We start from the raw sequence: 26981 nt of genomic DNA on the forward strand, positions 1-26981 counted from the left end.
ATATTGTAGACTTGGCGCCAATAACCGGGACCAACCCATTGTGGCCAAATGAAAAAGGCCAAAGCGACCTATGACTGGGGCGACACGTGTTTAACGACGACCTTCGCAAATCGGCAAAAGCGGGCGAACAGGACCGCCGTGACGAGTTGATGGCTGGAAACCGCCTCCTCGGCCACGTTGTGTCCTGCACGGGCTCCCGCGCCACGATTTCTGCGACCACGGAACCGGGCAAAACGGACATTGCCGAACTGTGGTCCGTCGGCCGGCTTATTTCCATCGACCTTGGCGAAACCCGCGTGGCCGCCCTCACCTATGCCATGAAGACGGGCGAAGCCGCGTGGTCTGATCAAACCAGCAACACGCTGCTGATCGACGTGGAACTGCTGGGCGAAATCTCCCGTTCGCCTGACGGCACGGAGCGTTTCTCGACCGGTATCTCGCGTTATCCCTATCTCGGCTCCATCGCCCACCGCATTCGCACCAGCGACCTGATGCGTATTTACGAGAATACGGGGCAAGGAAGCTGCGTTGTGGGCCGCTTGACGCAGGATGACAGCGTGGATGCGACGATTAGCATTCCCCAGATGTTGTCGAAACATTTCGCCGTGCTCGGCTCCACCGGCGTCGGCAAGTCCACCGCCGTTTCCCTGCTGCTGCACAAGGCCATCGAAAAAGACCCGAAGCTGCGCGTGCTGATTCTTGATCCGCACAATGAATTCGCCGCCGCCTTCCCCACCACGTCCGTGGTGATCGATACCGACACGCTGGACCTGCCCTTCTGGCTGATGAAGCTGGAAGAGTTTACCGAAGTGCTGTTTCGCGGTCGCAAAGCCGTTGTCGAAGAGCTGGACATCTTGCGTGACCTGATACCGGAGGCGAAGCGCGCCTTTCGCGGCGCAGACAACTCCGTCATGCGCCGGGCCTCGGAAAAATCCTCGCTGACGTCGGAAACACCCGTTCCCTACCGCATCGCCGATCTGCTGGCGCTGATCGATGAGCGCATCGGGCGGCTGGAAGGGCGTGACGAGAAGCCGGTGCTGCGCAACCTGAAAATGCGCATCATGTCGGCCATCAATGATCCGCGTTACCACTTCATGTTCTCCAACAGCACCATCAGCGATACGATCATGGAGACCGTCGCGCATATCTTCCGGGTGCCGGGAGAAGGCAAACCGATTTCGGTTTTCCAGCTTGCGGGCATCCCCTCCGAAGTCGTCAACTCGGTGGCATCGGTGCTGTGCCGCATGGCGTTTGAACTGGCGCTGTGGAGCCAAGGCGCCATCCACACGCTGGTGGTGTGCGAAGAAGCGCACCGTTACGTGCCTGCCGACCCCGAACTCGGCTTTATTCCCACGCGTCAGGCCATCGCCCGCATTGCCAAGGAAGGCCGCAAATACGGCGTTTCGCTTGGCATCATCACCCAGCGTCCCGGTGAACTGGACCAGACGATCCTTTCGCAATGCTCCACGGTTTTCGCCATGCGGCTTTCCAACGAAAACGATCAGGACATCATCCGCTCGGCCATCCCCAATTCCTCGGTCTCCACCACCAGCTTCCTCTCCTCCATCGGCAATGGCGAGGCGATCGCCTTCGGTGAGGCGATCAGCGTGCCGATGCGCATCCGCTTCAACCGTGTGCCCACCCATATTCTCCCCAAAGCCAGCGGCGTCGCGCCACCGGTTGCCGAAGACACGCCGGATACGGTGGACCTGCGTTCCATCGTCAAACGCATGCGCGCCGTCTCCGGCCCTGATATCTCCGGCTTCCGCCAAAGCTACGAGGCAAATATCGCCAAGAACGCGGATGATGACGAGTTGGACAGTTGGAAACAGGCGTTCAACGAAGACAGCGGCAACAGCCACGAACCCTATCGGCCAGAAATGCTGCCGAGGAGTTCGGTGTTTTCACAGAAGGTGTACACGCAGGTGCCGGAACCTGCTGTCAAGGCTGAACCGGCACGTGTTTTGTTCAGCGAGGATGCAAGGCCGTCTTTACGGGATTCTCTGCTGAAGAAACCTCTGGGTAGTCTTTACAGGAAAGACTAGCTTCGGGTCGCGTAATACCACTAAGCTTGGCCTTACACTCGACGTCATCCTCGGGCTTGTCCCGAGGATCTAATCACGTCAATACAAATTCAACGTTGTCGATACTCGGGACAAGCCCGAGCATGACGTTGGAGTGTGTGGAGCCGCAGCCTCACGGCACCACCCGCTCCCAATCATCTCCCATCTGATTGCGAAACCACGTCATTTGCCGCTTGGCATATTGCCGCGTCGCCGCAGCGGCTTTCTCGATAACCTCAGCCTCGGTCATCCGCCCCGCCAGCATGTCCGCGATCTGTGAAACGCCAATTGCCTTCATGGCTGTTGCATCAGGGGAAAGATCGAGCGCCAGAAGCGCCTGCACTTCCTCCACCGCGCCGCTCTGCATCATGCCCGCAAAACGGCGGTTGATGCGATCGTGCAGCACGGCGCGTTCCGGCAGCACGACGATTTTTTGTGCCCGCGCCGGATCGATGATCATCGGGCCACTGGCATCCTGAAAGGTGCGGATGGATTTGCCGGTGGCTTCCAGCACTTCCAGCGCCCGCACGATGCGCTGGCCATCGGTGGGGCGAAGGCTGGATGCGATCTGCGGGTCGCGGCTCGACAATTCTTCATGCAGCCCAGCCGGTCCGTCTTCGAGCAGCCGCGTTCTGTAGCGCTCGCGAATCTGCGCCGGAATGGACGGCATATCCGAAAGGCCACCCGTCAGCGCCTTGAAATAAAGTCCCGTGCCACCGACGATGACCGGCAAGCGTCCCTCGCCCCGCAAAGCGCCGAGCAGTGCCGTGATTTCGCGCAGCCATTCGCCGGTCGAATACAGCCTGGAGGCGGGAACATGCCCATAAAGATGATGCGGCACGCCCTGCATGTCCTCCACGGAAGGCCGCGCCGTCAGCACCTGCAACGTGTCGTAAACCTGCATACTATCCGCATTGATGACGACGCCATTGTTCTCCCGCGCCAAACGAAGCGCAAGCGCGGACTTGCCGCTTGCCGTCGGGCCGGTTATCAGGATCGCATCGAATTCGTCATCAAGGTTTTTCATCATGGCTCTGGTTGCCACGCTTATCGCCAATCCGTCAAATCCTGTTGTGACTTCCGCACTTGCGGAAGCCGCGGCAAAAGCGCTGGACGCGTCCGGTCTCTACTGGCTGGCGGATGGCATTGCCTGTGATCTGGTGCTGCGCGATGGCACGGATGCCGCAGCGGCTGAGGCGCTTCTGCGTCAGACGGTCGCGGGCCAGCCTATCGATATCGCCATTCAGGACCAGGATACGCGCCGCAAGAAAATCCTGATTGCCGATATGGATTCGACCATGATCGGGCAGGAGTGCATTGACGAGCTGGCCGCTGAAGTCGGCCTGAAAGACAAGGTTTCCGTCATCACCGCCCGCGCCATGAATGGCGAAATCGCCTTTGAACCCGCCCTTCGCGAACGCGTGGCGCTGCTGAAAGGCCTGCCGATTTCGGTGGTGGATGAAGTAATCGAAAAGCGTATCACGCTTACATCAGGCGGCATGGAACTCATCGCCACCATGAAGGCGAAGGGCCATTACACCGCGCTGGTGTCCGGCGGCTTTACCGTCTTCACCAGCCGCATCGCAGCGACCCTTGGTTTTGATGAAAACCGCGCGAACATTTTAGGCGAGAAGGACGGTCTCCTGGACGGCACCGTGGCTGAGCCCATTCTTGGCAAACAGGCCAAAGTGGACGCGCTGAACGACATCGCCACGAAACTCGGCATTTCGCCTGAGGATGCGTTGGCCGTGGGTGACGGCGCGAATGATCTGGGCATGTTGCATCTGGCCGGTTCTGGCGTTGCACTTCATGCCAAGCCTGCTGTTGCGGCGGAAGCAAAAATTCGTATCGATCACAGTGACTTGACGGCACTTCTTTATCTTCAGGGCTATCGCAAAGCAGATTTCGTGGTCCCATGATTATACGCGGAACGCCACGGCTGATCCTTCGGGAATGGAAAGACACGGACCGCGACCTTTTTCGCGAGATCAATGCCGATCCCAAAGTCATGGAGTTTTTTCCCTGGCGCCGCAGCCACGAGGAATCCGATACGGCGCTGGAGAGTGTCAACAACATGATCCGCGCCACCGGCTACGGATTCTACGCCATGGAACTGCGTGCAACCGGGGAGCCGATTGGCTTTTGCGGCGTCGCACCCGCCAATCTGGACGGTATTTTCCCGCTCGGCACCATGGAAATCGGCTGGCGGCTGGCGACCCGGTTCTGGGGCCACGGTTATGTGACGGAAGCGGCAAAATCGCTGCTGGTCATGGCCTTCGATGAAAAGAAAACACCGGAAATCGTATCCTTCGCAGTGCACGACAATCATCGCTCAACCGCGGTGATGAGGCGCATCGGCCTCATTCGCGACCCATCTCGCGATTTCGAGCATCCGCGCGTGCCGGACACTCACCCGCACCTCAAACTGCATGTGACCTATGGGCTGACGTTGGAGCGGTGGCAGGGGAAGTGAAGCCGAACTCCGTACCTCAATTCCGTCATGCCGGACCTGATCCGGCATCCAGCAACCGCGTGTCCACGCGGTTAAAAGACTCTTGCGCGCCGCAGACGCGACGCTGCTAGACCCCGGATCAGGTCCGGGGTGACGGAAGATGGGGTAGACGTCCCGCCTCTAACGCCGATCAATGCAGCCCGAACACATTCAGCAACTCCTCGCGCTGGCGCACGAAAGCCGCCGAACTGCGATCTCGCGGGCGCGGCAGGTCGATGTCGATCATGCGGGGCTGTGCGCCCTTTTCACGCGGCAGGATCAAAATGCGGTCGGCGAGGTAAATCGCCTCTTCCAGATCATGGGTCACGAGAACGGTGGTGACATCTTCTTCGCGCCAGATGCGGGCCAGTTCCTGCTGCATACTGATCTTGGTCATCGCATCAAGGGCGCCGAGCGGCTCATCCAGAAGCAGGATTTCCGGCTGGACGGCGAGTGCGCGCGCAATGCCCACACGCTGGGCCATGCCGCCGGAAAGCTGGCGTGGATAGGCGGTTTCAAACTGTTGGAGACCAACGAGATCGATGTATCGCTGGGCGCGCTCCCTGGCTTGATCCTTGGCCACGCCCTGCGTTTCCAGCCCGAAGGCCACGTTTTCGATGACCGTCAGCCATGGCAAGAGCCGCGGTTCCTGAAAAATGACCGCACGCTCCGAACCGACGCCGTGAACTTCGTTGCCATCGATCAGCACATCGCCGCTATCGGCCTGTTCCAGCCCGGCAAGAATCCGAAGAAGCGTGGTTTTACCGGAACCGCTGGCGCCGACGATAGCGAGGCTTTCACCGGATTCGATCTTCAGATTGATGTCTTTCAACACCTGAAACGGTTTGCCATTCAGGTGGTAGAATTTGGAGAGATGGCGAACCGCCACCTCCCCACGAACAGCTTGCGCAGCGGTCATATCAAACGTCCTTAGTTGCTGGCCGTCTGGGGCGAATACAGAATGTCCTTGGCCGAAACCTGACCTTGCTTGATCTTGCCTTCACGTGTCAGCACGTCGATCCAGAACTGCAAGTCACGGTCGACAGCCTTGCCGCCGGGACGAACGCCATAACCGCGGAAGTACTGGGCGATATCCGGGTTTTCACCCCGTTCTGCGAGTGCCTTTGCAAAAATCCTCTTTGTTTCTTCTGGATGCTCGCGCGCATAGTCCAGCGCACGCTGCGACTGTTCGACGAAGATTTTCGACGCTTCGGGATGCTTCTTGGTGAAGTCACGGCGCAACACGATGAAACCGCCAGCGATATCGCCCAGGATATCTGTGTCATCGAAAATCGGGCGAATGCCGCCAGCGGCTATGGCTTTGCCCTCGAACGTGTTCTGCCAATAGCCGAACGCGGCAATATCCACCTGACCGGAACGCAGAACCTGCTCAAGCTGCGGGCCGGGAACCACAACGGGCTTTGCCGAATCGATCGGCAGGTTTACCGAATGCAGGGCTTCGCGAATGGTATAATCCAGATGCGCGCCGAGCGTGTTGACCGCGATCGTCTTGCCGGCAATGTCTTTGATCGACTTGATCGGGCTATCGTTCAGAACGTAGAACGCGGACTGAACCTGATCGTTGATACCGTTCGATGGGAACGCCGCAACAAAATCATTGCCGCCGACAATGGAATTCAGAACGGCCGACGTTGCAGCGCTGCCCAGTTCCACATCACCGGATGCCAGAGCAAACAGCGACGCAGGGCCGCCCTGCGCATAGCCCAAATTTTCAATCGTGATGCCGGTGCCTTCGAAATAACCCAGCTTGTCGGCCAGCTCATGGGCAGAAAGGCCGCCCTGGCTTGCCAGATAGCGAAATTTGACCGGATCTGCGGCAGAAGCGGCGCTGGCGAGGCCGAAGGCCAAAGCGACAGGTAGTAAAAGCTTACGGGAATGGAAGGACATTACGTTTTTCCTTTGAAAAGAGAAATTGAATTTAGCTGTTTTATTTCAACGGGATGGTTCAGACCAACGGCAGAGCCTGCGTTGCAGAACAACCAGCACCCCATTGGCCAGCAGCCCCAGAATGGCGAGCAGAAGAATGGTGGCGAACATCAGCGGGATCTGGAAATTGTACTGCGCATTCATGACCTGAAAGCCGATGCCCTTGTTTGCACCAATCATTTCAGCTGCAATCAACAGCAGCAGAGCGCTGGTGGCGGACAGGCGCAGGCCCACGAAAATAGCCGGTGTCGAGGCAGGCAAAACCACACGGCGGAAGATCGTGATGGATCCTGCGCCATAGGTTCTGGCCATTTCGATCAGCTTGCGATCCACTTCCTTCACGCCACCGATGGTGGACAGAAGAATGGGAAACAGCGTTGCCCAGAAAATCACGAACACCTTCGACGATTCCCCGAGACCGAGCAGCAAAATGAAGACCGGATAAAGCGCCAGCGCAGATGTCTGACGGAAGAACTGCAACAGCGGGTCCAGCGCCCGTTCCACCGCGGGGACCTGCCCCATGAAGAGGCCAAGCGGAATACCGACGATAACGGCAGCGGCAAAGGCAATGCCGGAGCGTTGCAAACTGATCGCTATGTCACCAATCAGGGCGCCGCTCGAAATGCCCTTCCACAGCGCAACGAGAATGGCATCCAGCGGCGGAAAAACGGCGGGATTGATCCAGCCATAAACGCTGGACACTTGCCATGCAGCCAGAAACGCCAAAACGAGGCCATAGCGCGCGAGGAACGGCCCCAGCACGCCACGGACAACTGGCCAGAGTGGTTTCGCACGGTTTTCCGTCTCTCCATAATCCAGTGATCGCGGCAGAACGGCTTTTGTGTCTTCAAACGACATGATCTTATCTCACTCCGCTGCCTGGGCAGCCGAACGTGCGGCAGACCAGCGATTGACGGGAAATGGCAGGCCGAGATTTTCACGCAGGGTTTTGCCCTCATATTCCGTTCTGAACAGGCCGCGACGCTGAAGTTCGGGAATGACGAGGTCGACAAAGTCATCCAGCGCGGTCGGAAGCCACGGCGGCAGAATGTTGAAGCCATCGGCGGCTTCATTCTCGAACCATTCCTGCAACATATCGGCAATGGTTTCAGGCGTACCGACGATGGTGTAATGCCCACGCGCGGATGCAATCCATTGATACAGCTGGCGGATGGAGAAGTTATTTTCATCGGCAATTTGACGAATAAGCGCCTGACGGCTTTTCATGCCTTCGGTTGACGGCAGTTCAGGCAGCGGGCCATCCAGATCGTATCCGCTGAGATCCAGCGTGCCGCCGGTAAACCCGTTCAGCAGGCCCACGCCATCTTCTTCCAGAATGAGCGATGTCAGCCGCTCGTATTTCTCCTGTGCTTCAGCCAGTGTGCGGCCAACGAAGGGCGAAACGCCGGGCATGACGAGAATATGGTTCGGATCGCGACCATAACCACGCGCCCTCGCCTTGATATCGCGGTAGAATTCCTGAGCGGTTTCAAGGTGTTGATGGGCCGTGAAAATGACTTCCGCCGTGGCCGCCGCAAGCCCGCGCCCGTCATCCGACTGGCCGGCCTGCACGATAACGGGATGCCCTTGGCGCGAGCGCGAGACGTTCAGCGGCCCGCGAACCTGAAAATGCTCACCGCGATGGTTCGCCTCATGCAGCTTGGACGGATCATAAAACACGCCGCTATCCACGTCCCGCGTGAATGCGTCATCCTCGAAACTGTCCCACAACGACTTTACGACTTCGACATGTTCGGCTGCACGGCGATATCGGTCTGCGTGCAGCAATTGTGTTTGGCGATTGAAATTCTGCGCCGTCAGATGACCGGTCGTGGTGACGACGTTCCAGCCAGCCCGTCCACCGGAGATCAGGTCGAGCGAGGCGAATTTGCGCGCCGTCGTGTAAGGCTCTTCATAGGTGGTGGATGACGTGGCGATGAAGCCGAGATGGGTGGTGAAGGGCGCAATGGCCGAAAACAGAGTGGTCGGCTCGAACCCCGCCACGCGTGCATTGCCACCCTCTCGCGCACCGCCGTGCCCTATCGCCAGATTGTCAGCCAGAAAATATGCATCGAACAGTCCACGCTCGGCTGTCTGCGCCAATTGCCTGTGAAACTCCAGACTCAACGCGCCATCCGTGGGCTGATCCGGGTGCCGCCACGCCGCAATATGCTGCCCGCCACCGGGCAAAAAAGCCCCAAGCCTGATCTTGCGTGTCATCTCGCCTCCCACGTCTCAAATATCTTAAAATTTCGCTCTCAGAACCAATAGGGGCGGCGCGCTCCATAGTGATCAGCGCACAGCCCGCGACATGCATAACCCTACATTGTCTATTTTATTTATATAGAAAACAGATTGCTCGATTGGGCAGAGAGAGGAATAATATTTTCGTATTTTGAGAAGAGCGCAAAATAATATCGTAATGGGGAGATTGGCGCGTGGGTGGGTTATCTTGAGGCCGGCCACCATGCCGGCTTTTGCTCGGGATATCGGGGAAGCGACGAGCCCAGACACACCCCAATCCGTCATGCCGGACTTGATCCGGCATCCAGCAGCAGCGCGTCTGCGATGCGGAGGAGTCTTTTGCGATCAAGGACTTGATCGCGATAGACCCCGGATCAAGTCGGAGGTGACGGAATTTGGGTTTAAGTGCAGGAATTGTGCCGTCAGACAGGACGCATCACGCGTCCTGATCACCCTTATCCAGCTTGCCCTGATCCAGCTGCTTGCTGGCTTTATCATTCAATGCGGATGTGAGTTTTTTTTCGGTCTTCGTGCGACCGAAAGTCAGGCGGTTCTGTTCCGCCTGCTTTTCTTTTTCCGTGCGCGCCTTTTGTTTGCGAAACTGGCGCAGATTGACGACATCACCCGTCATCGGAAATCTCCTGTCTGCGCTGGAGCATTTCCGCTTTCTCCGAAACGCGAAAACGCTCTATCTATTCGTTTTAACGCATTATCCGGACGCAAAACCGCGTCGCACTTTTGGCTCGGAAATGCTCCAGGTTACAAAGCAAAGATCACTTGTTCTTGCGGAAAGCATCCAGCGAAACGACCGAGCCGGGCTTCTTTTCTTCATCCGTCTTTTTCTCGTCAGCGGATGCAGGCTTGCCTTCGGCAGAAACCGGGTAAGCGGTGATTTCCGCTTCGACGACGTCTTCTTCGTCGGCCAGCGGTACATCGAATTCGAGTTCGAAGTTTACTGAAGGATCGTAGAAACCGCGGATGGCGTTGAAGGGAACAACCAGCTTTTCCGGGGTATCCGAGAAGGACAGGCCGATTTCAAACTGGGTTTCCGTAACCTTCATGTCCCAGAACTGGTGCTGGATAACGATGGTCATCTGCTCGGCATATTTGGACTTGAGGTGCTGCGAAATGCGCACGCCCGGCGCGCCGGTCAAAAAGGTAATGAAGAAATGATGATCGCCCGGCAAACGGGTCGTCGCTGCAACCTCGGTCAATACCTTGCGAATAACGCCACGAAGGGCATCCTGTGCGAGAATGTCGTAACGGATATGATCCTGCCCCATGCGGTCCTGTCTTTCCTTATTCGAACGTCTTTTAACCAAGTATACGCAATGTCTTACACCGCAGCAACGGAAAAGCCCTGTTCCGTGCGAGTCATTTCATCATCATAGAAGATTTCGGCGAAATGGAGAAGGTGGAGGTTTCTGTTGCCAGGTACCTCCGAACCCCGCCTTACGGGGCTAACCGTAAGGGCTTAAGTCGGAATTCCCACACCGCCATTAGGCAGCGAGAGCGTATTCCTTAGCGTTGTTGTCATTTGCAACTACACTTGTGACCCGATAACGGCGGTATCATGCCGAGCAAAAGTTCGATCTTTACGCCCTTGTCGATCCTGTTTCGCCCCCATCAAAAGCCGGCCTCTTGCCTTAAGCCGCCGGTTTTTGGTGGAGGCGCCGGGTACCGCCCCCGGGTCCAATAGGTTTATTACACCGACCGTTTATCGCCATATCCGGATTTGCATCCGGCAAGGGTCATATAGGTGTTTCTTGGCTCCGAGAAAAGGGGCTTGATGACATTTCGATGAAAGGTTGTGCGCAATTCTTGACGACATCACGCAGTTGGCACATTCTGGTTGTTAAGCGGCAGCTTAATCATGGGCCGTGCAACGCGGAGGACAGTGTATGACGGACTATCTCGCAGATGTGAAAATTTACGATGCCAATGCCGATGAGGCGGTGGTCAACAAAATCGTCAAGCATTTGGGCATTGCCCTGCGCAACCGCGATTCCTCACTTGTTTCCTCTTCCGACCCGGAAGAACTGGCGCGCGTGAAAACCAACTGGATTGGCAAGAAGCTGGGCATTACCGGCCCCGACGCCGACGCCGCCGTGGAAGAAACGGTCAAGGCGATGAAGGCAGACCGCACCAAATCCCGCGTGACATTCTATTACCTCGTCGCCAAACATCTCGGCAAACTCGAAACCCTTTAGGTTGGTCGCGTTTCCAGGCGGAAAACCGGTATCCACTTTTCCTGGAAACGCTTTAATATCTCCCAAATTCTGTGGGGTGTGATCGCTCCTCACTGGTTCCGCCGCTGCGAAGGCCTATAATAAGGTCTTTAGAGAATCGGCGGCGGAACGATATGAAGCAATATCTCGACCTTCTTGCGCATGTGATGAACACCGGTAGCGACCGGGGCGACCGCACCGGCACGGGCACCCGTTCCGTTTTCGGTTATCAGATGCGATTCGATCTGTCGGAAGGTTTTCCGGTTCTCACCACCAAGAAGCTGCATCTGCGCTCCATCATTCATGAACTGCTGTGGTTCCTGAAAGGCGACACCAACATCGCCTATCTCAAGGAAAACGGCGTGTCCATCTGGGATGAATGGGCGGATGAGAACGGCAATCTCGGCCCCGTCTATGGCGCGCAATGGCGCTCATGGCCCGCACCGGATGGTCGCCACATCGACCAGATCGCGCTTCTGATCGAAGGGCTGAAAACCAATCCCAACTCCCGCCGCCACATCGTCTCGGCATGGAACCCGGCTTTGGTGGACGACATGGCGCTGCCGCCCTGCCACTGCCTGTTCCAGTTTTATGTTTCCGATGGCAAGCTGTCCTGCCAGCTTTACCAGCGCTCGGCGGATATCTTCCTTGGCGTGCCCTTCAACATCGCCTCTTATGCGCTGCTGACATTGATGGTGGCACAGGTTACGGGCCTGAAACCGGGCGATTTCGTGCACACGCTGGGCGATGCGCACATCTATTCGAACCATTTCGAGCAGGCGGAACTGCAAATGACGCGCACGCCGAAAGCGCTGCCGACATTGTGGATCAATCCTGACGTGACGAGCATTTTCGACTTCAAGTTCGAAGACTTCAAGCTGCAAAATTACGAGGCGGATTCGTCTATCAAGGCGCCGATCGCCGTATGACCAAGCCTTATATCACGCTCATCGCTGCGGTTTCTGAAAACAATGTCATTGGTCGTGATCTCGATATGCCGTGGAAGCTGTCGACGGACCTGAAGCGCTTCAAGGCGCTGACCATGGGCAAGCCGATGATCATGGGGCGTAAGACGTTCCTTTCGGTGGGTGAACGTCCCCTGCCCGGACGCCCGCACATCATCATCAGCCGCAACCCGGATTACCACCCCCAGGGTGTGGACGTCGTAACGTCGCTGGAGGCCGCACTTTCGCTGGCCAAGGACAAGGCGCAAGCACTTGGCGTCGATGAGATTTTCGTGGCTGGCGGCGGTGAAATTTACCGGCAGGCGATGCCCTTTGCCGATCAACTTTCCGTCACCCACGTGGACGTGTCGCTGGAAGGCGATACTTTTTTCCCGTCTATCGATCTGGCCGTTTTTGAAAAAATCGAGGAAACCTTAGCGCCTGCGGGGGAAAAGGACAATTATCCGGTGAGATTTGCAACTTATCGGCGGCATCACGGCACGAAGTGAACTATTTACCGTGATTGGGTATTAAGTTACCGCCTCTGCGTTGAAACAGACAGCTCTCCTACTTATAACTGAGACTATATTCCCGCCAGATATGCGCGAGCATGTCAGGGAGGGAGCGGGAAAGTTTTTAGCATAAGAGGTATGAATGCCCTGGAGCAATCAGAATGGTGGCGGCGGTGGCCCTTGGGGCGGCGGCGGTAACGGCGGCAGCGGTGGTGGTGGAAACAACCAAGGCGGCCCTTGGGGTCAAGGACCAAACCGTCCGCGTGGTGGCGGTGGTGGAGGCGGAAACGGTGGCCCGCCGGATATCGAAGAGATCATTCGTCGCAGCCAGGACCGTTTCAGAAACGTGCTTCCGGGTGGCGTAAACGGCGGCGTTATTGCCGTTCTCGTTCTTGTTATCCTCGCTTTTGTCGGCATCCAGTCCATCTACACGGTGCAGCCGGATGAACGCGGCGTGGAACTTCGTTTCGGCAAGCCGAAGGACGAAGTCTCGATGCCGGGCCTGCATTTCCATTTCTGGCCGATTGAAACCGTCGAGATCGTCAAGGTCACGGAGCAGCAGCAGAATATCGGTGCGCGTGCAACGTCCACATCTGCCGCAACAGGCGTGATGCTGACCGGCGACCAGAACATCGTCAACGTTCAGTTTTCGGTTCTCTACACGGTCTCCGATCCTAAATCCTACCTCTTCAACGTAGACACACCTGCCGAAACACTTCAGCAGGTTTCCGAAAGTGCCATGCGTGAAGTTGTCGGCCGCCGTCCGGCACAGGACATCTTCCGTGATAACCGTCAGGCGATTGCCGCCGACGTTCGCGCCATCATTCAGGCGACGATGGACGGTTACGGCGCAGGTCTCTCCATCAATGCCGTCGCCATCGAAGACGCAGCACCGCCGCGTGAAGTGGCCGATGCGTTTGACGAAGTCCAGCGCGCCGAGCAGGATGAAGATCGTTTCGTTCAGGAAGCCAACCAGTATGCCAACCAGAAGCTGGGTGCAGCACGCGGTCAGGCAGCGCAGATCGTTGAAGAGGCGAACGCTTACAAGAGCCGCGTCGTCAATGAAGCGCAGGGTGAAGCACAACGTTTCGTATCGATCTACGATCAGTATCGCACAGCGCCTGAAGTGACCCGCGAACGCATGTTCATCGAAACCATGGAACAGGTTCTCAAGGGTTCCAACAAGGTCATCATCGATGAAAAGCAGGGAGTGGTGCCTTATCTGCCTCTGAACGAAATCATGCGCGGTAATACGGGCGCAGCACAGCAGGGAGGCAACTGATATGGGTAATCGTCTATCCGCACTCCTCGTCGGCCTCGCCGTCGTCCTGTTCTTCGTGTACTCGTCGTTCTTCGTGGTCAACGAGCGCCAGCAGGCCATCGTCGTTCGATTCGGTCAGATCCAGGACGTGAAGACCGATCCGGGCCTTTACTTCAAGCTGCCCTTCGCCTTCATGGATGCCGATCGCGTTCAGTACATCGAAAATCGCGCTTTGCGTTTCGATCATGACAACATCCGCGTTCAGGTTTCCGGTGGTAAGTTCTACGAAGTCGATGCTTTCGTGGTCTACCGCATCACCGATGCCCGCCGCTTCCGTGAAACGGTGTCTGGCGATCAGCTGTCTGCCGAAATGCGTCTTCGCACCCGTCTCGATGCATCTCTGCGTCGCGTTTACGGTCTGCGTGGCTTTGAATCGGCGCTTTCGGATGCACGCGCATCCATGATGCAGGAAGTGCGCGACGATCTGCGCCCCGACGCGGAATCGCTCGGCGTCAGCATTGTTGACGTTCGCATTCGCCGCACCGATCTGACGCAGGAAGTCTCGCAACAGACATTCGAGCGTATGAAGTCCGAGCGTCTGGCCGAAGCCGAACTGATCCGCGCACGCGGTAACGAAGAAGGCCAGCGTCGCCGCGCTATCGCGGACCGTCAGGTGGTCGAATTCGAATCCGACGCGCACCGTCAATCCGAAGTGCTGCGCGGTGAAGGCGATGCCGAGCGTAACCGTATCTTCGGTGAAGCCTTCCAGCGTGACCCTGACTTCTTCCAGTTCTACCGGTCGATGTCAGCCTATTCCACCTCGCTGACTGGCACGGGTACAACGCTGGTTCTGTCACCAGACTCAACGTTCTTCCGTTATTTCAACAACCTCAGCGGCACCCCCGCACCGGCAGCTCCGCCTGCGGCACCTGCCAACTGATAGAAACAAAAAGGGCCGGTTTAGACTGGCCCTTTTTTATTGCGCATACCAGAAACATATTTTGCTGCACGCCATACATTCCAAATCCTATTGAAAAAAGATATCACTCGGTGCTATATTTATGAGGCATTCAGAAGTGTCGCGCCGCGCGTTCAAAACCGCGTGGTTCACAAAAGCCGCCCGTAAGGCTCGTATAAAAGACAGCGATCTTTGCGAAGCGATCGAGGATGTTCTGAAAGGACAATCAGACGATCTTGGAGGCGGTGTTTTCAAGAAGCGACTGAACAACAACATGCATCGAAGCATCATTCTGGCGAAGGGCGGACAATACTGGATATTCCAGTATCTATTCGCCAAGAAAGATCGTGCCAATATCGATGCCGCTGCGTTGGAAGATTTCCGAACCCTTGCAAAAATCTATGCGGCATTGAGCGAAAAACAAATCACAAAATTGCTGGAAAACAGAGATCTGACGGAGATATGTCGTGGTGAGCAACAGCAGATTTAAGAGCGATATTTCTGAAGCCATCCACTCGGCAGCGTCCTCACTTCACAAGGTCGGCGCGCTGGACAAAACCACGATGCGTGATTTTGACTCGAGGCACTTGTCCTCACCCAAAGAGATGGACCCTGCACAAATCAAACGGCTCCGCGAGGCAAGCAAGGTCAGCCAGCCAGTGTTTGCCAGATATCTCAATACCAGTGAGAGCACGGTCGAAAAATGGGAGACGGGCGCCAAGCGACCAAGCGGCATGGCGCTGAAACTTCTCGCCATTGTACAGAAGCACGGATTGGAAATCCTGCGCTGACTGGCGATGCGCTTTCAAGCGGATCAAGGCGACGATTCCGGCTGGGCGCTGTCTTGTCTGTTTCCTTTTTACGATATGGCTTTGATTGTGGTGGATGAGCAGCGGATTTGCTACTCATTCACGAAAAGGTATTTTTACACTTCATCATTCCGCCTTATGCTTGGCTATTAAGCTTGAGCTCAGATTTGCAAGATGCGAGGACGCTGTATGCCCGTTACCACTCTTTCGCCTTTCCGCAGCAGCATTGCCGCCGTTGCAGGACTTGCAATCGTCGCAGGCGGAGTTGGCATTCCGGCACGCGCAATGGCGCAGAGCAATGGGCCCGCCTCGGTGGCCGATCTGGCCGCACCTCTGCTGGATGCGGTGGTGAACATCTCAACATCACAAAGCGTGAAAGCCGAAGGCAAAGGCCCCACCCCGCCGCGCATTCCCGAAGGCTCTCCCTTTCAGGAATTTTTCAAGGATTATTTCGACAACCAGAAGCCCGATAATGGTGGCAAGGTCAGTTCACTTGGTTCCGGTTTCGTCATCGATCCCGCCGGTTACGTGGTGACCAACAACCACGTCATCGAAGGTGCTGACGATATCGAGGTAATTTTCCCCAACGGCAACAAGCTGAAAGCCAAGCTTGTCGGCACCGATACAAAAACCGACCTTTCCGTGTTGAAGGTGGAGCCGAAAGCCCCGCTCAAAGCCGTCAAATTCGGTGATTCCCGCACCATGCGTATTGGCGATTGGGTCATGGCCGTCGGCAATCCCTTCGGTCTTGGCGGCTCGTTGAGCGTCGGCGTCGTTTCGGCGCGCGGTCGCAATATCAACGCCGGTCCCTATGACAACTTCATCCAGACGGATGCCGCCATCAACAAGGGCAATTCCGGTGGTCCGCTGTTCAACATGAAGGGCGAGGTCATCGGCATTAACACCGCCATCATCTCGCCAAGCGGCGGCTCCATCGGCATCGGCTTTTCCGTGCCGACAGAGCTTGCCCAGAATATCGTTGAACAACTCATCCAGTTTGGCGAGACACGGCGCGGCTGGCTCGGCGTTCGCGTCCAGCCCGTCACCGACGACATCGCCGCCAGCCTCGGCATGGACACTGCGCGCGGTGCGCTGATTTCCGGCGTGGTCAAGGGCGGACCGGTTGAGAACGGCCCGATCACCCCAGGCGACGTGGTTCTGACCTTCGATGGCAAGCCAATCCATGAAATGCGCGACCTGCCCCGCGTGGTGGCCGAAAGCCCCGTGGGCAAGGAAGTCGATGTTGTCGTTCTTCGCGATGGCAAGGAGCAGACGCTGAAGGTCAAGCTCGGTCAATTGCAGGATACCGCCGAAGACAAACAACCAGGCGCGGGCAGCGAAGACGGCGCACCGGACGGTGGCGAAAGCGGCGAGATGACCGAGCCGAACGATAAGGGCAGCGACCAGACGGAGCAACAGGCGCCGGAACTGCGCGAAGCACCACAAACCGTCCTCGGTATGAACCTGGTGACTTTGACGGATGAGCTGCGCACGGAAAAAGGCATTGCCGAAAGCGTCGAAGGCGTCTTCGTGGCCAATGTTGAGGCAGGCTCCATCGCCGAGCAAAAGGGCGTCAAAACCGGCGACGTGATCGTTGAAGTCGGACAGGACTTCATGGAAGTGCCCGGCGATGTGCTGGTGCGTGTGAACGGCCTGAAATCCGCTGGACGCAAAAACGCGCATATGATGGTGGCCGATGCGCAAGGCAATCTGCGCTTCGTCGCCGTGCCGCTGGAGTAGTTCGATATTGGGCAGGATGATCCGTTGCGGATCGCCCTGCCCCACCACACACAAACAAATGGGATGAGATCGCCCATACTAAAAATCGATCTGACGGACAAACGGCAGGCCATATCGCCCGTGTGTCCATTGTGATCTTGTTCCGGAACTTCATCAGCACGACAGGCGTTATTGATCGCTAGCAGCACTAAACAGATTCAAAATCATAAGCTTACGCACAAAACATGAATCAGGCTGACAGGACATTGAATCAGTTTGGAAAGCGACACATTTGATCCGTAAACATTCCACCACCCTGCACGGCCACCGCACCAGCATTTCACTCGAAGATGCCTTCTGGGACGAACTCCGCACGATCGCCGAGACGCGAAAAATGAGCTTCGCCGCACTTCTGGCCGAGATAGATGATGGCCGCCCGGAAGACAGCAATCTCTCTTCATCGCTGAGGGTCTATGTGCTGAACTGGCTGAAGAGCCAATAATGGGATCGCGGCGTTTGCCACTATGAATATTCTTCAAGTCATTGCCGCTATTATCCTGATGGTATTCACCAGCGTCACAGCGAATGCGCGTGAGTCGTTTACGCTCAAAACTCCCGAAAGCGCGCTCAAAGTCGATGTCTTTACGCAGAATGATAAGAACGCGCGCCAGGCAATCGTTATTTTGAGCGGTAGCAGAGGCTTTAACTCTGCCGTCTACGATGACATCGGAAACAAGTTAGCGGCTACCGGTTTGGATGTGTATCTCGCACATCTCATTTCGCCGGAAGATTTACATCACCTATCTGCTGCGAAGGATGCCAATTCTCGGATCAAGTATTATAGAAAGCGCCGCGCTGATTGGAGTCGTGAGATAAGCGCTGTCGTTGCTCACTTAAACGCCATGCCGCGATATGCTGGGCGCGTCGGCTTACTCGGCATATCGCTTGGTGCCGAAACGGCAGCGATTACGGCGTCGCAAGGATTGACAGTTGCTGCCGTTGTTCTAGTAGACGGAAGCCCACCTCGCGACCATGCATTTTCGTCAAAGACTCTGCCGCCTTTTCATTTGATCTGGGGAAGCGCCGACACGGTATATCCTGTGTCATCAGGGCAGCGTTTCATGGAGCAGGTTAAAAGTGCTGGCGGCACCGCAACCATGACCATTTTTCAGGGTGCTAAGCACGACTTCTTTCTTAAGTCCGAAGCCACGCAGGCGAATGAAGCCTACAAAAATGCTGCTGAATTTCTGAAATCAAAATTGAACTCGAAATAAAGCCACCCACACTAACTCATCAAGGCGTGGCCGTATTCGGTGGCGCCGAGAACTGGCGAATGACTTCTTCGGTCGGGGGCATCGTGAAAACCGGAGCGGGTTGCGGTTTAGGCTGTGCTTCCTGCTGACGCTTCAACTTTTCCTGTGCGACCTTTTCGGCTGCGGCTGCGGCTTTTTCAGCTTCGGCGCGCTCTTGCGCCATGGCGCGTAGGCGCTCTTCTTCCTGTTTGCGGGTTTGCTCGGCTGCTGCGGCGCGTTCTTGCGCTGCTTGCCGCTCAGATGCCTGAAAACGATAAAGAGCGACTTCGCGGCGCAAGCGCTGCTTCTCCATAATACTGGCCTGCAAGGCCTCAACCCGGCGGCGTTCGCGCTCGAAGGCGCGCAGGGAAAGGTATCCGGTCAGGCCGGACACATCGGTGGTCAGGGCCGGTTGCGCAAACGGGCCGATGTAATTCAGGTGAATGGAGGGCTGCGCACCCGCCAGTTCCTCAATGCCGGGGTTAAATGACAGGTCGATGGCGCCGGTCAGGGTTTCGCCTGCAAGGTCCAGTGCAAGATCACCATCGAAAGACACCTGCGCGGTAGCAGCGGTGACATTTTGCATACGCAGGCTGCCACCATTGAGCGTAAACGGCATGGTGACGTCGCCAAGCGGAATTTCACCCTGCCATAGCTGCGCATCGACAAGTGGACGCACCTTGGCGGCATCGATATTGCCCTGAAGTTCGTTCGCGGCTTTAATCCATGGCTGGAATGCATTCTGGTTCAGGCTGCGCAGTACGAGGCCACCGGTGCGGATTTCACCGGAACCGCCAGCCGAAGACAGAAGCTCGCTAACGCTTTTGCCGGTTGCTTCCGCGGTCAAATCTACGGCGAAACGGCCGGTGGCAACGGGGGTTTCGCCAGCCTTCCACATCACCGATTCAGGGTTGGCACCAGAGACGGCGATTTTGGTGCGGAAGATGCCGGCACCCTCGCCCGTTGCCATGGCAACGCGGCCAGACACTTTGCCGCCCATCCAATCACCGGTCATATTGTCGAGAGACAACGTGCCGCTGGCTTGGTTGAGGGTGAAAGCAAGACCTGTGACGGTGCCAAGCGGGCCAGCGTCGAAGTTGGCGGCCTTGACGGCAAGCGAGGCTTCGAGCTTCGGGAATGCCGGAAGCGAGACAGGCTTGGCACTCAGCGCGCCGGTTTCCGGGTCTATGACCGGCCCATAAATCGTATCGCCCAACCATGTCAGATCAAGAGCGTTGAGGGCAAGATCGCCCGTGACTTTATAGGGGGCAGCTTTCAGGGCTGCCAGATTGCCAGAAAAAGCATTGCCACCCACCTGCCCGGTGAGGCCGGAAAGTGTGGCCTTGTCCTTGTCAATGGCAAGTTTGGCATTGATCTTTGTGGACATGCCGCCGCCCAGTTGCGGCAGGCCAACGGCGTTCATGATGAGGTATGGCTCGATATCGGCACTTTCCAGCGCGATATCGGCATTGCCCTCACCGAAACTGGCCGCTGCCAGAGAGACGTTGCCATTGGCGGAAAAATGGGTGCGTTCTGTCGAAAAGCGGAAATCGGCCTGCACTGGCGACCCCAGAGTGCCGTTGAGCTTGACGGACAACAGACCCTCGCCATCCGCATCGAATGGCAACGGGTCAAGTCCCGCCTGACCGAACAGGATGGCTGTGGACTGGTTCTTGAGAACACCCTCCAGCGACACCGCCGTGTCATCACCGATGGACAAGAAATCCGGAACCTTGGCGACAGCGGACACGCGGCTGCCATTGATGGTGCCGGACACGGCAGCATTGGCCCCGCCCTTGTTGCTATCGACAGACAAATCGATGGCAATATCTGAATTCGCATACCACGGCGCGCTTTTGACCAGACGATCGACCAGCGGATGGTGGGGCAGTTTTTGCCGCAACAGATCAAATACCTGCTGCATATCGGCAGCATGAAGGTTGACGGTGCCCTTGCCCGCAAACTCGCTCAGCGAACCTTTCAACTGACCTTTGGCACGCACCTCGGCACCGGCGATATCGCCCGCCGTCATGGTGTCCAGCGACAGAACACCGCCTGCCAGCGTAAATGCCGTTTCCACGCGGTTGGCCGTCACACCGGCCATATTGAAACGATCCGCCTTGAACTTGGCGGCAATACGATGATCCAGCACCGAACTTCCGACCTGATCCCCCAGCGCCAGACCGCCGAGCGCCTTCAAGGCATCAAGATCGATCTCATCGCCGGACAGATCGATATCGATGCTCGCACCCTTGTCTTCGGCCTGTCGTGCCAGACGACCGTGCAGGGACGCCTGGCCGATGGCCAGCTCCAGATCCTCAAAACGCTGCGCCTTCGTGGTCAGCGAAACCCTGGAGGAAAAACCGGCAGCGTTCAGTTGCCGAATGGCGGGATCAACCGTGCCGGACAACCAGTTGGCAAGACCGGATGGCTGGCTGGACGCCACAAGCAGATCACCGTTGAACGCCGGGCCACCCGTCAATGTCAGAGAACCCTTCGCCTCGAGCTGGGTGCGACCGGGCAGCACAGCCACGGCATTTTCAACCTGCCAACCGGCACCATCGGGGCGAACATCCAGACGGATATCGCGAATGGTCGTATCGTCTGACACCAATGCTGGAAGCCGGATTGTTGCTTTCCCCGGCACCTGTGGCACGGGAATGCGGGCAATCAGACCCGCAAACGCCTCGATTCGCTGGCGGACCGGAACGGTGGGAGAGCGCGATGTTTTGCCGGTCTGCACCGGTGCAGGCGCAAAGCGATTGAAGTCGATCTGCTGGCCATCTGCCGTGAGCAGAAATTCCGGCGAGGCGCCCGTATCAAGCGTGGCTTCGCCGGTGATGATGTAGGGATTTTCCGTGCCGCCCAGTTCCATGCGATAGCTTGGCACACGCACGCGCCCATTCGTCAGCTCGAAGCTGCCGCGTGTGCGGGGTGCTGATGAAAGAAACTGACCGTTCTGCGGCTTCTGCTTGTCATCCTGCCGGAAATTGAAGGCGAAGGAACCGCTATAGAGCGGACGACCTTCCACGGCAGCAATCGCGCCGTCCAGATCGATTTCGACGGGATGCTCATCCGGCAACATACGCAGGCGCAAGCCCATGCGGCCCGCATTGGAATCCGGCTCGCTGCTGGACAGCGAAAATGAACCCGCATGTCCATCGACCGCTGCACGACCGTCTGCCCGCCATGGACCGGCAAGGGATTTCGCCGACATATCGGCGCTCAACCCCGTAACCGTGCGGTTGCGGCCGGATTGTTCGTCGATAAATTCGATCTGCCCGCCTTCGATGCTGACATTTTCCAGCACGACGGTTTTGGCGGGAATGACGGCGCGGCTGCCGCGCGTCCAGTCCAGCGTACCGTCTTTCAGCAGGCGAATACGGGCCTTTGGCTCTTCGATGCGCATATCGAAGATGCGCGCTTCGCCTGATATAAACGGCGCAAGCTCGGCATCCATGGAGAAACGGGCGACCTGAATCTGTGGCGAACCGTCCGCATCCATACCGGCGCGCACATCATGCAGCGTGACGGATGGGAAGGGCAGAAGGCGCGCTTCGACACGGCCGTGCACAACAACTTTCTTGCCCAGAATGCGGCTTGCCTGATCTTCGAAGTCACGACGAAAATCTGTCCAGTCGATGAAATAGGGTATGAGCAGCGCCGCAAATAGCGCCACAACAAGCAGTCCGCCCAGAAAAACCAGTATGCGTCCGAGCACGACCGTGCGTCTCCCTTAATTGAAGATGAAAACTAGCGTTTTTTCATTCCAGAGCAAGCATCAATTCAGCGCTTGTGACGGCGACTTAACTGCGTGGGTCACGAAAAATCTTGCCCGGATTAAAAATGTTATCCGGATCAAGTGACCGCTTGATGGCAAGCATGACATTCAATGCGTTTCCGGCTTCTTCTTCGAGGAAGCTCAACTTGCCCTGCCCTATGCCGTGTTCACCCGTGCATGTGCCGTCCATGGCAATCGCCCGGCGGTTCAGCCGCGCCACGAAAGCCTCGGTGTTTGCGACACTTGCCGCATCCTTGCCGTCAAACAGGACGAGAACGTGGAAATTTCCATCCCCCGCATGGCCGACGATGGGCGCAAGCAAGCCGTTTTCAACAATGTCTGCCTGCGTTTCCGTGACGCATTCTGCAAAGCGAGAAATCGGCACGCAAATATCCGTCGAAAGAACGTCGAGATGCGGTGCCAAGGCTTTCGAGGCCCAATAGGCGTCGTGGCGCGCCTTCCACAGCTTGGCGCGCTCCCGCGCATCCACGGTCCATTTGAAATCGGAACTGCCAAATTCCGCGGCGATCTCCGCAAACTGCTGGGATTGCAGCGCCGTGGTTTCTTCCGTGCCGTGAAATTCCAGAAACAGCGTCGGCTTTTCGTCATAGGACAGGCCGGAATAGGCGTTGCAGGCGCGAATCTGTACGTCGTCCAGAAGCTCGATACGCGCAACGGGAATACCCATCTGGATGGTCGTGATGACGGCATCACAAGCGGATTTGATGCTCTCGAAGGTGCAGACGCCCCCCGAGATTTTTTCGGGAATGCCCTGAAGCCGCAGTGTTACAGACGTCAAAACGCCAAGCGTGCCTTCCGCCCCGACAAACAGCCGTGTCAAATCATAACCGGCTGAAGATTTGCGCGCACGACGACCGGTACGGATTTCCTCGCCATCTGCCGTTACGACCGTCAACGCCAGCACATTGTCTTTCATCGTACCGTAACGCACGGCGTTGGTGCCGGACGCGCGGGTGGATGCCATGCCGCCGATGGATGCATTGGCACCCGGATCGATGGGGAAAAACAGGCCGGTATCACGCAGATAGGTGTTGAGTTGTTCACGCGTCACGCCCGGCTCGACCGTCACATCGAGGTCTTCAGCATTGACGTCGATAATGCGGTTCATGCGGCTGAAATCTATGGATATTCCGCCCGATGGTGCATTGACCTGCCCCTCCAGAGACGAGCCGACGCCGAAGGGAATGACCGGCACCTTGTGATGCGCGCAGGCCTTGACCACGATTTTCACATCGTCGGAATTTTCCGCAAAAACAACGCCATCCGGCAGTTGCGTGGTGAGATAGGTGGTGGTGTGAGCGTGCTGCTCCCGGAAGGATTGGCCGGTCTGGAGCTTTTCGCCAAGCTGCTGTTTCAGAACACCAAGAACGGCGGCGATGCCCGCTTCATTTCTTGTTCCAGAGACAACATCCTTCAAAGCCATGACACTCTCCACTGCAATGCAAAACCGGACTCACCTTTTAAAGTAAGCCCGGTTTGTATGTGATACGACTTTGTGTTTGTCCAGCACTGGCGTTCTCGCAAAGGCTGGCTTGTTAGCACGTCATTCCGCCGCCAGAAGCTGATTGTCTTCTTCGATCGCCCTGCGGCGAATGGCCGTTTCCAACTCGCGGTGCAGACGAATTTCATCATCCGCCTGCGGTTTGGCAAAGCGGGCGATCAAAAGGTAAGACAGCGGCGTGATATAAAGCGTCACAATCGTTGCAAAACCCAGACCGCCAACGATGACCCAGCCAAGCGCGATGCGGGCTTCCGCACCAGCGCCTTGCGCCAACACCAGCGGCACACCGCCCAGAATGGTGGCGATCATCGTCATCATGACCGGGCGCAGACGAATGCTGCACGCCTTCTCGATGGCTTCGCGAACGGTTGCGCCCTGATCACGCAAGTGATTGGCGAACTCCACGATGAGAATGCCGTTTTTCGCCATCACACCCACCAGCAGCACAAGGCCGATCTGGCTGTAAACGTTGAGGCTGGAGCCGGTGACGACGAGCGCGATGACCGCACAGGCCAGACCAAGCGGCACGGTGGACATGATGATGATGGAGCTCAGAACGCTTTCGAACTGCGCTGCCAGCACGAGGAAAATGATGGCAATGGCAAAACCGAAGGTCAGCAACATGCCGTTGGAGTTTTCCTCCAGCGTTGCGGCTTCGCCCAGCGGCAGCAGCCGTGCGCCCTGCGGCATGGCCGATTTTGCCAGTTCGTTGACCTTGGCCACCGCCTGGCCCAAGGACACACCATTCTTGAGACCGGCGGTGAAGCTGACGGATGGCAATTGCTGCTCACGGTTCAACTGAGGCGATACAGCCGATTCTTTCAATGTCGCGATGACCGACATCGGCACCATTCTTCCGTCTTTTGCTTTCAGGAAGATATTTTCAAGATCGGTCGGGTCATTGAGGGGGCGTGTGGACGACAAAAGCCGCACTGGCACCGCATCACCATCCACGAACACATCGACGATGGAACGACCCTCGAGCAGAGACTGCATGGCGCGGGACAATCCGGTGATATCGATGCCAAGATCAGAGGCGCGTTCACGGTTGATCGAAACGGACAGCTGGGCCTGCGTGGGTTCGTTATCGAAACGAGGCGTATCGAACATGCCGCTTTCTTCCATGGAAAGAAGCAGTTTCTGCGTTGCCTGCGTCAGTGCTGGATAATGCGTGCCAATCATTGCCATGCTCAGCCCGTTGCCCGCGCCGCGAATGCGCAGGCTGTTTGGCTGCGTTGCCGTGGCGCGAAGCCCCGGAACCTTTTGTGCAGCGGCATTGATATCTGCGGCAATCTGATTTTGCGTGCGTTCACGGTCTGCCCACGGTGCCAGCGTCAGCACCACGAAGCCGGTGTTGGCAGAGCCGTTCATGCCGGTGATGGAGTAGATGTTCTGGATTTCACCACTATCACGCAGCGGCTTCAAGTTTTCCTCGATGCGCTGCAACTGGTCCTGCGTATATTCAAGACTGACGCCCTGCGGTGCCGTGACGCGCAACGTGACCGAGGATCGGTCCTCTCGCGGCGTCAATTCGTTCTGGACCAGTCCGAATGCAATCCATGATGCGCCAGCAAAGCCGAGCGCCACGACGATCACGATCAGCGGATTGTTCAGACACGACGACAGCGTGCTTTTGTAGGTCGAGGCAAACAGGTTGCCGAACCAGGCCAGCGGGCCGGTTTGTTCCTTGACGCCGTTTTTCAACATGCGCGAGGCCAGCATGGGGCAGAGCGTGAGCGCCACGACCGACGACAGGCCAACGGCGAAGGCCAGCACGAAACCGAACTCACGGAACAACCCGCCCAACTGGCCGGGAAGGAAGGACAGCGGAATGAAGACCGCTGCCAGCGTTGCCGTCGTGGCGATAACCGCAAAGAAAACTTCCTGCGTCCCCAGAACGGCAGCGGCGCGTGGCCCCATGCCTTCGGCCCGGCGGCGCACGATGTTTTCCAGCACCACAATGGCATCGTCCACCACCAGACCGGTGGCCAGAACGATGGCGAGAAGTGTGAGAATATTGATGGAGAAGCCGACCATATAAATGGCGACGATCGTACCGATCAACGCCACCGGCATGGTGATGGCGGGGATGAGCGTTGCGCGCCAGTCCCGCAGGAAGAGGTAAAGCACCACAACCACGATCAGCGCCGAAAGGCCGAGCGCCAGCTCCACTTCATGAAGCGCGCCCTGAATGAACACGGCATCATCGCTGGTCACGACGATGCGCGTTCCTTCCGGCAGGTTCGGCGTCATTGCCGCCACGGCTGCCTTCACGCCCGTCGAAATATTCAGCGTGTTGGATTGCGCCTGTCGGATAACACCCAGACCGACACCCGGCACACTGTTGGAGCGCAGCGAGGTGGTGCCATCATCGGCACCCAGCATGACACTGGCCACATCGCGAAGGCGCACACGGTCCTTGATCAGCAGGTTTTCGAATTCGGCAGGTTTCGTCAGGCTGGCAGTGGCACGCACCACAATATCCTGCGTGGAGCTTTTCAGCGAACCGGCGGGAACGTCCAGCGCGGCGGTGCCCAGGGCATTCGACACGTCCGTCACGGTCAACCCACGGCTGGCAAGCGCCGACTGGTCGAGGTCAATGCGAAAAACCTTGTCCTGATCACCATACAATTCCACATCGGCAACGCCATCGACGGCAGCCAGACGGTCGATGACCTCGTCATTCACCAGCTTCGTCAGGTCTTCCATGCTGAGGCTGGAGGACGTGACGGCAAGGCGCATGATGGGCTGGCTGTCGGAATCCGCCTTGATGATCTGCGGTGCGTCCGCATCATCCGGCATCAGATTGGTCACGCGGCCGATGGCATCGCGCACATCGTTTGCGGCAACGGCAAGATCGACCTTATCGCCAAATGCCAGCGTCACGCGGCTGTTGCCGAACTGCGATTGAGAGGAAATCGTCTTCACGCCGCTGACGCGCGCGACAGCACCCTCAATGGTCTGCGTTACTTCCTGATCGATCGTTTCAGGGGCTGCACCATCATATGTCGTGCGCACGGTGATGACCGGCTGATCCACATCCGGCAATTCGCGCACTTCCACGCCCACCAGCGCCGCGAGACCCGCAACGACGAGAAGCGTGTTCAAAACCGCCGCCAGAATGGGGCGACGCACGAAAAGCGCGGTGAAGGCGAGCTTGGAATCCTGTCCGGTCGGCGGCGTCTGTGTTGTGCCCGTCATTGGCCCGTT

The 26981-nt window shown here is 57.4% G+C and carries 23 protein-coding genes and 1 other RNA gene; 13 read left to right on the forward strand and 11 right to left on the reverse strand.

Annotated features, from left to right (window positions below; translation table 11 throughout):
* The first annotated feature begins 86 nt into the window (after positions 1-86).
* The gene (locus tag RMR16_RS08250) at positions 87-2045 is read left to right on the forward strand and encodes an ATP-binding protein (protein WP_320200420.1); all 1959 of its coding nucleotides are present in this window, start codon (positions 87-89) and stop codon (positions 2043-2045) included.
* A 151-nt stretch (positions 2046-2196) separates the two neighbouring features.
* Here RMR16_RS08250 and miaA read toward each other — a convergent pair whose 3' ends face one another.
* A complete protein-coding gene (gene miaA / locus RMR16_RS08255) occupies positions 2197-3093 on the reverse strand; it encodes a tRNA (adenosine(37)-N6)-dimethylallyltransferase MiaA (protein WP_320200421.1) in 897 nt (298 codons plus the stop codon).
* Between miaA and serB the strand changes: the two genes are divergently transcribed.
* Positions 3092-3982 carry a phosphoserine phosphatase SerB gene (gene serB, locus RMR16_RS08260; RefSeq protein ID WP_320200422.1) on the forward strand — a complete coding sequence of 297 codons (891 nt, stop codon included), beginning with the start codon at positions 3092-3094 and terminating at the stop codon, positions 3980-3982. The genes miaA and serB overlap by 2 nt on opposite strands.
* Positions 3979-4536, forward strand: coding sequence for a GNAT family N-acetyltransferase (locus RMR16_RS08265; protein ID WP_320200423.1), 558 nt, complete (start codon positions 3979-3981; stop codon positions 4534-4536). Before serB ends, RMR16_RS08265 begins: the two co-directional genes overlap by 4 nt.
* Positions 4537-4705: 169 nt before the next feature.
* Here RMR16_RS08265 and RMR16_RS08270 read toward each other — a convergent pair whose 3' ends face one another.
* The 7 genes from RMR16_RS08270 to ssrA all read right to left on the reverse strand — a co-directional run bounded on the left by RMR16_RS08270 (position 4706) and on the right by ssrA (position 10530).
* Complete coding sequence (locus RMR16_RS08270) at positions 4706-5473, reverse strand: ABC transporter ATP-binding protein (protein WP_320200424.1); 768 nt, start codon at positions 5471-5473, stop codon at positions 4706-4708.
* An 11-nt stretch (positions 5474-5484) separates the two neighbouring features.
* A complete protein-coding gene (locus RMR16_RS08275; RefSeq protein ID WP_320200425.1) occupies positions 5485-6462 on the reverse strand; it encodes an ABC transporter substrate-binding protein in 978 nt (325 codons plus the stop codon).
* A gap of 45 nt (positions 6463-6507) precedes the next feature.
* Positions 6508-7359, reverse strand: coding sequence for an ABC transporter permease (locus RMR16_RS08280; protein ID WP_320200426.1), 852 nt, complete (start codon positions 7357-7359; stop codon positions 6508-6510).
* A gap of 9 nt (positions 7360-7368) precedes the next feature.
* Positions 7369-8721, reverse strand: coding sequence for an LLM class flavin-dependent oxidoreductase (locus RMR16_RS08285; RefSeq protein WP_320200427.1), 1353 nt, complete (start codon positions 8719-8721; stop codon positions 7369-7371).
* 460 nt (positions 8722-9181) lie between these two features.
* Positions 9182-9376, reverse strand: a complete 195-nt coding sequence (locus RMR16_RS08290) for a DUF4169 family protein (protein WP_320200428.1) — start codon at positions 9374-9376, stop codon at positions 9182-9184.
* Positions 9377-9518: 142 nt separating this feature from the next.
* A complete protein-coding gene (locus tag RMR16_RS08295) occupies positions 9519-10028 on the reverse strand; it encodes an SspB family protein (protein ID WP_320200429.1) in 510 nt (169 codons plus the stop codon).
* A gap of 130 nt (positions 10029-10158) precedes the next feature.
* Positions 10159-10530, reverse strand: a transfer-messenger RNA (tmRNA) gene (gene ssrA, locus RMR16_RS08300).
* A 116-nt stretch (positions 10531-10646) separates the two neighbouring features.
* Here ssrA and RMR16_RS08305 point away from each other — a divergent pair.
* The 10 genes from RMR16_RS08305 to RMR16_RS08350 all read left to right on the forward strand — a co-directional run bounded on the left by RMR16_RS08305 (position 10647) and on the right by RMR16_RS08350 (position 18450).
* Positions 10647-10955, forward strand: coding sequence for a DUF2853 family protein (locus RMR16_RS08305; RefSeq protein ID WP_320200430.1), 309 nt, complete (start codon positions 10647-10649; stop codon positions 10953-10955).
* 152 nt (positions 10956-11107) lie between these two features.
* Positions 11108-11902: a thymidylate synthase gene (locus RMR16_RS08310; RefSeq protein ID WP_320200431.1), complete on the forward strand. Its 795-nt coding sequence runs from the start codon at positions 11108-11110 to the stop codon at positions 11900-11902.
* The gene (locus RMR16_RS08315; protein WP_320200432.1) at positions 11899-12426 is read left to right on the forward strand and encodes a dihydrofolate reductase; all 528 of its coding nucleotides are present in this window, start codon (positions 11899-11901) and stop codon (positions 12424-12426) included. Before RMR16_RS08310 ends, RMR16_RS08315 begins: the two co-directional genes overlap by 4 nt.
* Positions 12427-12571: 145 nt before the next feature.
* A complete protein-coding gene (gene hflK / locus RMR16_RS08320) occupies positions 12572-13711 on the forward strand; it encodes an FtsH protease activity modulator HflK (protein WP_320200433.1) in 1140 nt (379 codons plus the stop codon).
* 1 nt (position 13712) lies between these two features.
* On the forward strand, positions 13713-14630 hold the full coding sequence (hflC, locus tag RMR16_RS08325; RefSeq protein ID WP_320200434.1) for a protease modulator HflC: 918 nt from the start codon (positions 13713-13715) through the stop codon (positions 14628-14630).
* Between the two features lie 136 nt (positions 14631-14766).
* A complete protein-coding gene (locus RMR16_RS08330; protein ID WP_320200594.1) occupies positions 14767-15138 on the forward strand; it encodes a type II toxin-antitoxin system RelE/ParE family toxin in 372 nt (123 codons plus the stop codon).
* The gene (locus tag RMR16_RS08335) at positions 15116-15439 is read left to right on the forward strand and encodes a helix-turn-helix domain-containing protein (RefSeq protein WP_320200435.1); all 324 of its coding nucleotides are present in this window, start codon (positions 15116-15118) and stop codon (positions 15437-15439) included. Before RMR16_RS08330 ends, RMR16_RS08335 begins: the two co-directional genes overlap by 23 nt.
* Positions 15440-15646: 207 nt before the next feature.
* Positions 15647-17197, forward strand: a complete 1551-nt coding sequence (locus tag RMR16_RS08340; protein WP_320200436.1) for a Do family serine endopeptidase — start codon at positions 15647-15649, stop codon at positions 17195-17197.
* 271 nt (positions 17198-17468) lie between these two features.
* A complete protein-coding gene (locus RMR16_RS08345) occupies positions 17469-17678 on the forward strand; it encodes a ribbon-helix-helix domain-containing protein (RefSeq protein ID WP_320200437.1) in 210 nt (69 codons plus the stop codon).
* Positions 17679-17700: 22 nt separating this feature from the next.
* The gene (locus RMR16_RS08350) at positions 17701-18450 is read left to right on the forward strand and encodes a dienelactone hydrolase family protein (RefSeq protein WP_320200438.1); all 750 of its coding nucleotides are present in this window, start codon (positions 17701-17703) and stop codon (positions 18448-18450) included.
* 19 nt (positions 18451-18469) lie between these two features.
* Here RMR16_RS08350 and RMR16_RS08355 read toward each other — a convergent pair whose 3' ends face one another.
* From RMR16_RS08355 to RMR16_RS08365, 3 genes are all read right to left on the reverse strand, one after another.
* The gene (locus tag RMR16_RS08355; protein WP_320200439.1) at positions 18470-22189 is read right to left on the reverse strand and encodes an AsmA family protein; all 3720 of its coding nucleotides are present in this window, start codon (positions 22187-22189) and stop codon (positions 18470-18472) included.
* Between the two features lie 85 nt (positions 22190-22274).
* On the reverse strand, positions 22275-23693 hold the full coding sequence (locus tag RMR16_RS08360; protein ID WP_320200440.1) for an FAD-binding oxidoreductase: 1419 nt from the start codon (positions 23691-23693) through the stop codon (positions 22275-22277).
* 120 nt (positions 23694-23813) lie between these two features.
* On the reverse strand, positions 23814-26972 hold the full coding sequence (locus tag RMR16_RS08365) for an efflux RND transporter permease subunit (RefSeq protein ID WP_320200441.1): 3159 nt from the start codon (positions 26970-26972) through the stop codon (positions 23814-23816).
* Positions 26973-26981 lie beyond the last annotated feature (9 nt).

The organism is Agrobacterium sp. rho-13.3 (assembly GCF_033957765.2).
Lineage (GTDB): Bacteria > Pseudomonadota > Alphaproteobacteria > Rhizobiales > Rhizobiaceae > Agrobacterium.